Here is a 6,271-nt window from a genome sequence, read left to right as displayed (position 1 = left end):
AATGACAATAGAAGTTACTTTTCCATCTTTCAGGATTGCTTCTGCTTCTCCACTGCCTTCGATTTTAACAGTTGCTTTGGTGTAACCGCTGCCTTGGTTCGTCACATCAATCTTGCTAAGACTTATAGGGCGTTGATGCGTAAAGCTTGGAGCAATGAGAATGCGTGGTGTTTGTCCCACAATGGACCCCGCTCCAATCAAAGCATGGACGCCTTCATAAGCACCATTTGCGTTTACACCACCCAGAATATTGGTGAGTGTTGCATTTTCATTGTCACCTTCGTTCACGCGCACGACGATAACAATGGCTCCCACTTGCTTGAAAATAAGATCAAGGGCATTGGGTAGGGTGCCTTGACGCTTACCCGTTTTATCCAGTTTAGCTGCTTGTGAAAGAGAACCCGTTACCAAAACGGGTGTGTTAAGGGGAAATGCTCGGTCATCGGCATCGGGTGCTGTGCCAACAATTCCGATAACTGCCGATTGTACCGCGCGAAGGGGGCGGGTGCCGTCGTCAACCTCGACAACTTCAACACCGTGTAAAAAACCTGTTGCCATACTTTATACTCCTTTAAATGAGGGGTGAATGAAAATGAATGGGAAAAATGAGAGGTAAAGAGCCGCTTTTGAAAACGACTATTGCTGTCACAACCTTTTTGAAAATTGCTGAAGGTGTAGGAAACAATCATGCTACAATTATCAAACTTGTGCGTAATAATCACAAAGATTTTGAAGAGTTTGGAAGGGTTGGATTTGAAATCGCACCCTTTAAAACAGCAAATCATAAGGATTTTGGTTCACTCGCATTTCAAATGCGAGTGAATAGCAAAGGGTCGCATTTGAAATGCTACCCTTTGGAATAGCAGTATGTGAAATAATTTTTTAAAAGCATATTGACACTAATAAACCCTCATGTTATTCGAATCACAAGTGCTAGAAACACTAAACCATTAGCGGATAGGTCACGTAAGATCTCTCTCATGCATTTAAATACTGATTGTCTTTTATGCTATTATTGGCATATAACGATTTTGTCGGGTGTAGCTATGCTATACAATACCTTCTCACGAGGGGAAGGCATAGCGACGGACTAATGGCCGTGTTTCTAACGCCCGGCACCCTTTGGGGTGTCAATAGAGACATTAAAACCATTAGGAGTTCATCATGAACAATTTAGTGACAATCAACAATGCTGGTATTGCTGTTACAACTTCTTTAAAAATTGCAGAGGGTGTGGGTAATACGCATAAAACAGTTATACAGTTAGTACGCAATAATCGTAAGGATTTTGAAGAGTTTGGTTCACTTGGATTTGAAATCCAATTGAGTAAAAGAGACGGTAAAGGTGGTCAAAAGAGAGAAGTTGCTATCCTCAATGAACCACAAGCCACTCTACTCATGACCTATATGCGTAACAATGATACGGTGCGTGCATTCAAAAAAGCACTCGTTAAAGCTTTCTATGATTTAAAAAACCAGTTAATTGATAATGACCGTGATACACGCTTTGATTTTCCAAGCAACTGGGATGAAATGGGACCTACTGAAAAAGCTGTTTACATTTATGGACCGCTTCACATGCATCTTGTAAAAGCCTTCACATTAGCAGAAGAGAGTAAACATTATAAAACGCTTGTTGAAGAAGCTAAGCGGGTTTTAGCAAATCCGATTGCAAAAGTAGCTTAGACCTACAACATAATTTTATCTCCTCGTCTTTTAGGCGGGGAGGTGGTTAATGCCGTAAAATATCTTTACATAATACATATTGTACGTATAATACGTATTATACATTAAAGATAGGATGTGCATATGAAAAAATATAGTTTTACAGATGTAAACCGCGGGGCAGGCGATATTTTAGACGAGGCTATGTCTACACCTGTAGCTTTGACAAAGCGAGGGCGTGAAAAAATCATTATGCTTCCTGTCGATTTATATAATAAATTAGTAAAATCTCGTTCTGGTGCACAATCTTTTGTTTATGCAGATGCACCGCAAAATATATTAGACGACTTAGATCGTGGTTTAGATGACATTTTGAATAGTGATGAACATGTTTAAAGCAGGGGATGTTGTTCAATATTATTATTTATCCGGTATTTCATAAAACATCGTCTCTTCAGAGTGAGGAAGAGATCAAACAGCGTGAAGTGTTGGAACTTTGCTAACATTTGTTTCACGTTCCGCATGCCACGCATCATAATTGGCTTGCATACGTAACCATATAGCAGCTCCATCACCAAACATTTTGCCAAGACAAGCAGAAATAGCAGGAGAAACAGGCTTTTTTGCGTTCAGAATATCGTAGAGATGTTGGCGTGATATACCAAGCATCTGCGCAATTTCTGATTTTGTTTTGCCTGTTTCAGGAATAATTTCTGCTAAAACTTCTCCTGGATGAGTAGGACAACGGTTTTTATCTCTTTGTGCGGGAATGTCATTCATAACTGTATCCTTAGTGATATTGTTCAAGATCAACACGGTAAGCATTACATGAGTCAAATTCAAAGGTAATACACCATGGTCCGTTAACGTGGACAGTGTAACGAGTGGGTGAATATCCAATCAAAGAATGAAAATTGAATCCTGGAAGATTCATATCTTCTGGTCTTTCAGAAATATCTAAACGATCAAGACGAACCATGATACGTTTTACAAGTTTCTTATCAATCTTGGATGAATTTCCCGTTTTGAATAATTCTGCCAATGTTTTGCTTTTAAACGTTTTAATCATTCTTTTATATAGCGTAGAATACTGTTAACGTCAACAAATAGCTTACATTGTAAGTGCTAAAATGGAAAAAACAGTAACATCCCATTAGAAAGCCTTATCGTCTAGACTTGTTTTTCTTTTCTCCACCTCATGCGTAAAGAGAAGAATAGGCGCATGGAGGGGATAAATTTGCACGTTAACATCAAGGATTTTACGACCATACCGACGGCTGTCTGATCAAATATTGCTAAAAACTTAGATCCCTTGCCATTCTTAATAAAGTGAATACGAAATTTAAATTCTATTGTCATCTTGCTCTCCAAATTAATGAAGAGACCATAACAATCATCTACACTCTCTCATAAGACTGACACTGTCAGTCAAAAAGGACTTTAAAGAAAGAAAATCATACAAGCCTTATCGCCTAAACTTGATTAGCTTTCTCTTGTAGTTCTTCTATGGGCTCTACGGGTGCGTCTGTTTCTGTCATTTCAGTAGATGAGAGCTGTTTTGTGCTTTCCTCAACAACGGGAGGAGAGAAGACTCCGTCCTTATAAGTCCAGCCGATCTGCGCTTCACTTGAGGCGATTGCCTCACCATCAAAGCCGTGAACATAATCTTCTGAGGCGACAATAATATTGGTTACCACACCATTTTCAACAACTGCATATTCCATGAAGTGCTCCTAGATAAAAAATTTCAACAAGATAGCGCCGTCGCCACCGTCGCCGCCTTCGTCACCGTTCTTTCCGCGGAAATAGCCGCCGCCACCACCAGCTTTATTGTTGCCACTATCTCCACCATTTCCACCTTTTCCACTGGCACCTCCTTTCCCGTCTACATCTCCACTGCTCCCTCCTCCTCCTCCAAAAATAGAACTTCCACCATATCCGCCAGCCCCTGCTTTTTTTCCATAAGAGCCACCACCACCACCATTAAAACGAGAATCACTTCCATTTGAACTAGGGCTATTAGAGTAGTAACTGCCACCACTCCCCCCACTGAATCTATCTCCTGCACTACCACCATTGCCAAGGCTACTAAAACTGCCAGCACCACCACCACCTGCGGTAAGCAGTCCTTTAATAATTGTTTTTCCACCATCTCCCCCTTTTCCTCCTCGACCAATTTGGACATTTTGGCAGTTTTTAAGCTGAGCTCCTTTGATTTGAATGCGTGCACAGCCGCCGCCACCACCTCCGCCGCCCGTACTCCCTCCACCACTTCCACCACCACCCCACGCCCATATTTCAATATCGGTGTCGTCTGTACCCCCTTCAGGAAACGGAATAGTGCCACTTTGTGTTATGAGGATTTCAAGGGGGTAAGCATGGTGCGTTTCGTTAGTTTCGCAATCTCACTGCGTATTTCTTCAAGAGCAACAGCAGCTTCATCTTTTGTATAAATCGCATTGCCATCAACAGTTGCTGGTCCTTTAAGCAAGCTACCACTCGCACTTAAGTTTGTGACCACTTCACCATTATGGGTGAGATTAAACGACGAATTACCTAACAGTTCTAAGCCACCACTCATAGTGACTTTGCTGGTAAATTTATTATAACTTCGCCATTCATTTGGGCTGGCTAGGCGACCATAGGCTGTGAGGTCTTCATTAAGCTTGGCTCTAAATTTATCAAGCCCCACGATATCTTCGGTTTTATGTTGATGCGTTCCTAACAGGGAGATAGCACTGCCAAAGGTAAAATGATTGTTGCTTGCTTTATAGAGAACATAATTATTTGCGGCATCTTTTGCGCCTTCGATATCGCTTAAATCAGTAAATGAGAAGGTTTTATCCGCTGCCATCTTGCCCTTCAGGGCTGCTTCAAGATCTGCAACATCACTTATGCTATGGGTGTGTTTTGCAGGCGCTTTTCCCTCTATCTTTTCCTCAACATCCGCAATGGCTTGATCAATTTTGGTCAAGTTTTCCCGCAAGATTGGGAATTCAGAACTGATAAAGCGACCTTCTTTAGGCAATTCCATGTCGAGTTTTTTGGTTTTTGTCATCTCTGTTTTCCCCTCATAATATGCCGGCGCCAAAATCACACACCATGGACCGTGCAGCAGGTCCACCGGTAAGCGTGAGTTTCAAGCGCGCTTGTTTGGCTGTTTTATCACCACTGATAAATTTGCGCTCTGTCCAAAGGGGCTCGGATAACTGCTCTGTTTCGTCGAGTTTCAAAGGAACAAACGCCCCATCATCCAGTTGCATCTCCAGTGAAAAGGTTGCACCGCCTGGTAAAAAGGTTTTGATATAGCTGGTCAACCTTGCCTTTTCCCCAAAGGTAAAAGCACGGGTGACATAAGTGGCTGTTTTATGAATCTTCCCCGCAATCAATTGAACAGGAGCAAACAAAATAGGTGAGAGCTTCTCTGTCCCTTTGAGAATGGCGCGAAGCTTTACCTTTTCACTGATATATTCAGTAAGGCTTAGCAATTGAAAGGGAAGGAGTTGATAAACCGTGCCATTGTTTCTTTCAATTTCAAAGATGACAGAACACTCACTTGAAGGCAATTCAATGGCTGCGCGTATTTGCAAATCAGAGCAGTCTACAAGGTCAAAAGTGCCAAGATCAATGGTTTTTTCTGTTTGTGTGTAGCGTGCCGCCAACACCCGAAAGGCTAAAGCCTCATCTTGATGAGCGGTCCAGCTCCTAGCATTGACAGAAGAAAAGCGTGGTCCCGTTACATAAGGGTGACTCGAGACGTATCTCTGGTGTTCTGCATCAAAATCCCCAAGCTTTGCTAAAGAGACAGAATGATCAGCATCATCGGTTTTAATGACAAAAGCCGTTAAACGGTCATCCATCACAAGGAGTGGTACATCATAGCGTGCCTCTGCCCATCCTGCCTTTGCGCCCTTCATAGAATAAAAGCTTTGCGCTTGAATATCGGCGGTCGGATAGCCATTTTCTGTGGTGACCAAATCAATCACCAGATCATGGTTCTGATTGCCGATTTTGCAAAGATGAAAGTCAATACCGGTGATTTGCCGTGTTTCATCGGGGGTAAAGACCTGCGCTTGTGGGTCTACTTGCGTCCATATCTTCACCGTGGTGGTGCGCCGCATCACTTTCACATCAATCACGCCTTGCCCTGTAAAAAGCCCCGTTGCAATGGTTCCACCTTTTCCCCGTGCCACAACATTTTTTGTGCCAGCAGGAATGTTTTGTGGAATCTTAAAAGTGCCCTCAAGGGTGCCATAGGAATTGGCAAAAAGGTAATTATTCGGCAAGACATTCACACCATCAAAGGTAAGGCTCTCTAATTGCTCTCCTTTGCCAAAACCTTCAATTTTAAAGTGAAGGGTAATTTGTCTTAAAAAGTCGATTTGCTCTTGGGTTGCACTCACCAAATTATCACTGATTTCTGTTTTACGAATGCTTCTCCCACGGTTCCTGCCCATGATGATTTGATTGGTCACGCTTGAGAGCCAATCGGTGCGCTGTTCGTGCCAAAAGTCTGTTGCGGGTTCAAGGGTTACTGTACCAGGCAAGGTCGCAAAATTTTGATAAGGATTGATTTTTTCGCAAGCCGTTGTCAACTCTTGCGCAA

Annotated in this window: 7 protein-coding genes and 2 pseudogenes; 3 read left to right on the top strand and 6 right to left on the bottom strand. The window is 42.4% G+C overall.

What is annotated here, in order from left to right; all coding sequences use genetic code 11:
- Positions 1–558, bottom strand: a pseudogene (locus ACFINF_RS08460) (phage tail protein); the annotation flags it as partial.
- Positions 559–596: 38 nt separating this feature from the next.
- Between ACFINF_RS08460 and ACFINF_RS08455 the strand changes: the two are divergent.
- From ACFINF_RS08455 to ACFINF_RS08445, 3 genes are all read left to right on the top strand, one after another.
- Positions 597–863, top strand: coding sequence for a hypothetical protein (locus ACFINF_RS08455; protein WP_375620484.1), 267 nt, complete (start codon positions 597–599; stop codon positions 861–863).
- 301 nt (positions 864–1,164) lie between these two features.
- Complete coding sequence (locus ACFINF_RS08450) at positions 1,165–1,686, top strand: Rha family transcriptional regulator (protein WP_375620483.1); 522 nt, start codon at positions 1,165–1,167, stop codon at positions 1,684–1,686.
- A gap of 123 nt (positions 1,687–1,809) precedes the next feature.
- Positions 1,810–2,061 carry a type II toxin-antitoxin system Phd/YefM family antitoxin gene (locus tag ACFINF_RS08445; protein WP_375620482.1) on the top strand — a complete coding sequence of 84 codons (252 nt, stop codon included), beginning with the start codon at positions 1,810–1,812 and terminating at the stop codon, positions 2,059–2,061.
- Positions 2,062–2,136: 75 nt separating this feature from the next.
- Here ACFINF_RS08445 and ACFINF_RS08440 read toward each other — a convergent pair whose 3' ends face one another.
- The 5 genes and pseudogenes from ACFINF_RS08440 to ACFINF_RS08420 form a co-directional block, all read right to left on the bottom strand.
- Positions 2,137–2,445, bottom strand: coding sequence for a HigA family addiction module antitoxin (locus tag ACFINF_RS08440; RefSeq protein ID WP_273721170.1), 309 nt, complete (start codon positions 2,443–2,445; stop codon positions 2,137–2,139).
- Between the two features lie 10 nt (positions 2,446–2,455).
- On the bottom strand, positions 2,456–2,734 hold the full coding sequence (locus ACFINF_RS08435) for a type II toxin-antitoxin system RelE/ParE family toxin (protein WP_375618870.1): 279 nt from the start codon (positions 2,732–2,734) through the stop codon (positions 2,456–2,458).
- 403 nt (positions 2,735–3,137) lie between these two features.
- Positions 3,138–3,389, bottom strand: coding sequence for a hypothetical protein (locus ACFINF_RS08430; protein WP_375620481.1), 252 nt, complete (start codon positions 3,387–3,389; stop codon positions 3,138–3,140).
- Between the two features lie 9 nt (positions 3,390–3,398).
- Positions 3,399–4,723 (bottom strand): annotated as a pseudogene (locus tag ACFINF_RS08425) (Bgr_08870 family protein).
- 13 nt (positions 4,724–4,736) lie between these two features.
- Positions 4,737–6,271 (bottom strand): DUF4815 domain-containing protein (locus tag ACFINF_RS08420; RefSeq protein WP_375620480.1); only part of this gene is annotated, 1,535 nt, incomplete at its 5' end.

It is taken from the genome of Bartonella sp. TS25HLJMH (assembly GCF_042193505.1).
Taxonomy (GTDB): Bacteria; Pseudomonadota; Alphaproteobacteria; order Rhizobiales; family Rhizobiaceae; genus Bartonella; species Bartonella grahamii.
This window is presented reverse-complemented; position numbering and strand designations above follow the sequence as displayed.

Coding starts and splice junctions, on each gene's coding strand:
- ACFINF_RS08455 (WP_375620484.1), top strand. CDS start 597: ATGGGAAAAATGAGAGGTAAAGAGCCGCTTTTGAAAACGACTATTGCT.
- ACFINF_RS08450 (WP_375620483.1), top strand. CDS start 1,165: ATGAACAATTTAGTGACAATCAACAATGCTGGTATTGCTGTTACAACT.
- ACFINF_RS08445 (WP_375620482.1), top strand. CDS start 1,810: ATGAAAAAATATAGTTTTACAGATGTAAACCGCGGGGCAGGCGATATT.
- ACFINF_RS08440 (WP_273721170.1), bottom strand. CDS start 2,445: ATGAATGACATTCCCGCACAAAGAGATAAAAACCGTTGTCCTACTCAT.
- ACFINF_RS08435 (WP_375618870.1), bottom strand. CDS start 2,734: ATGATTAAAACGTTTAAAAGCAAAACATTGGCAGAATTATTCAAAACG.
- ACFINF_RS08430 (WP_375620481.1), bottom strand. CDS start 3,389: ATGGAATATGCAGTTGTTGAAAATGGTGTGGTAACCAATATTATTGTC.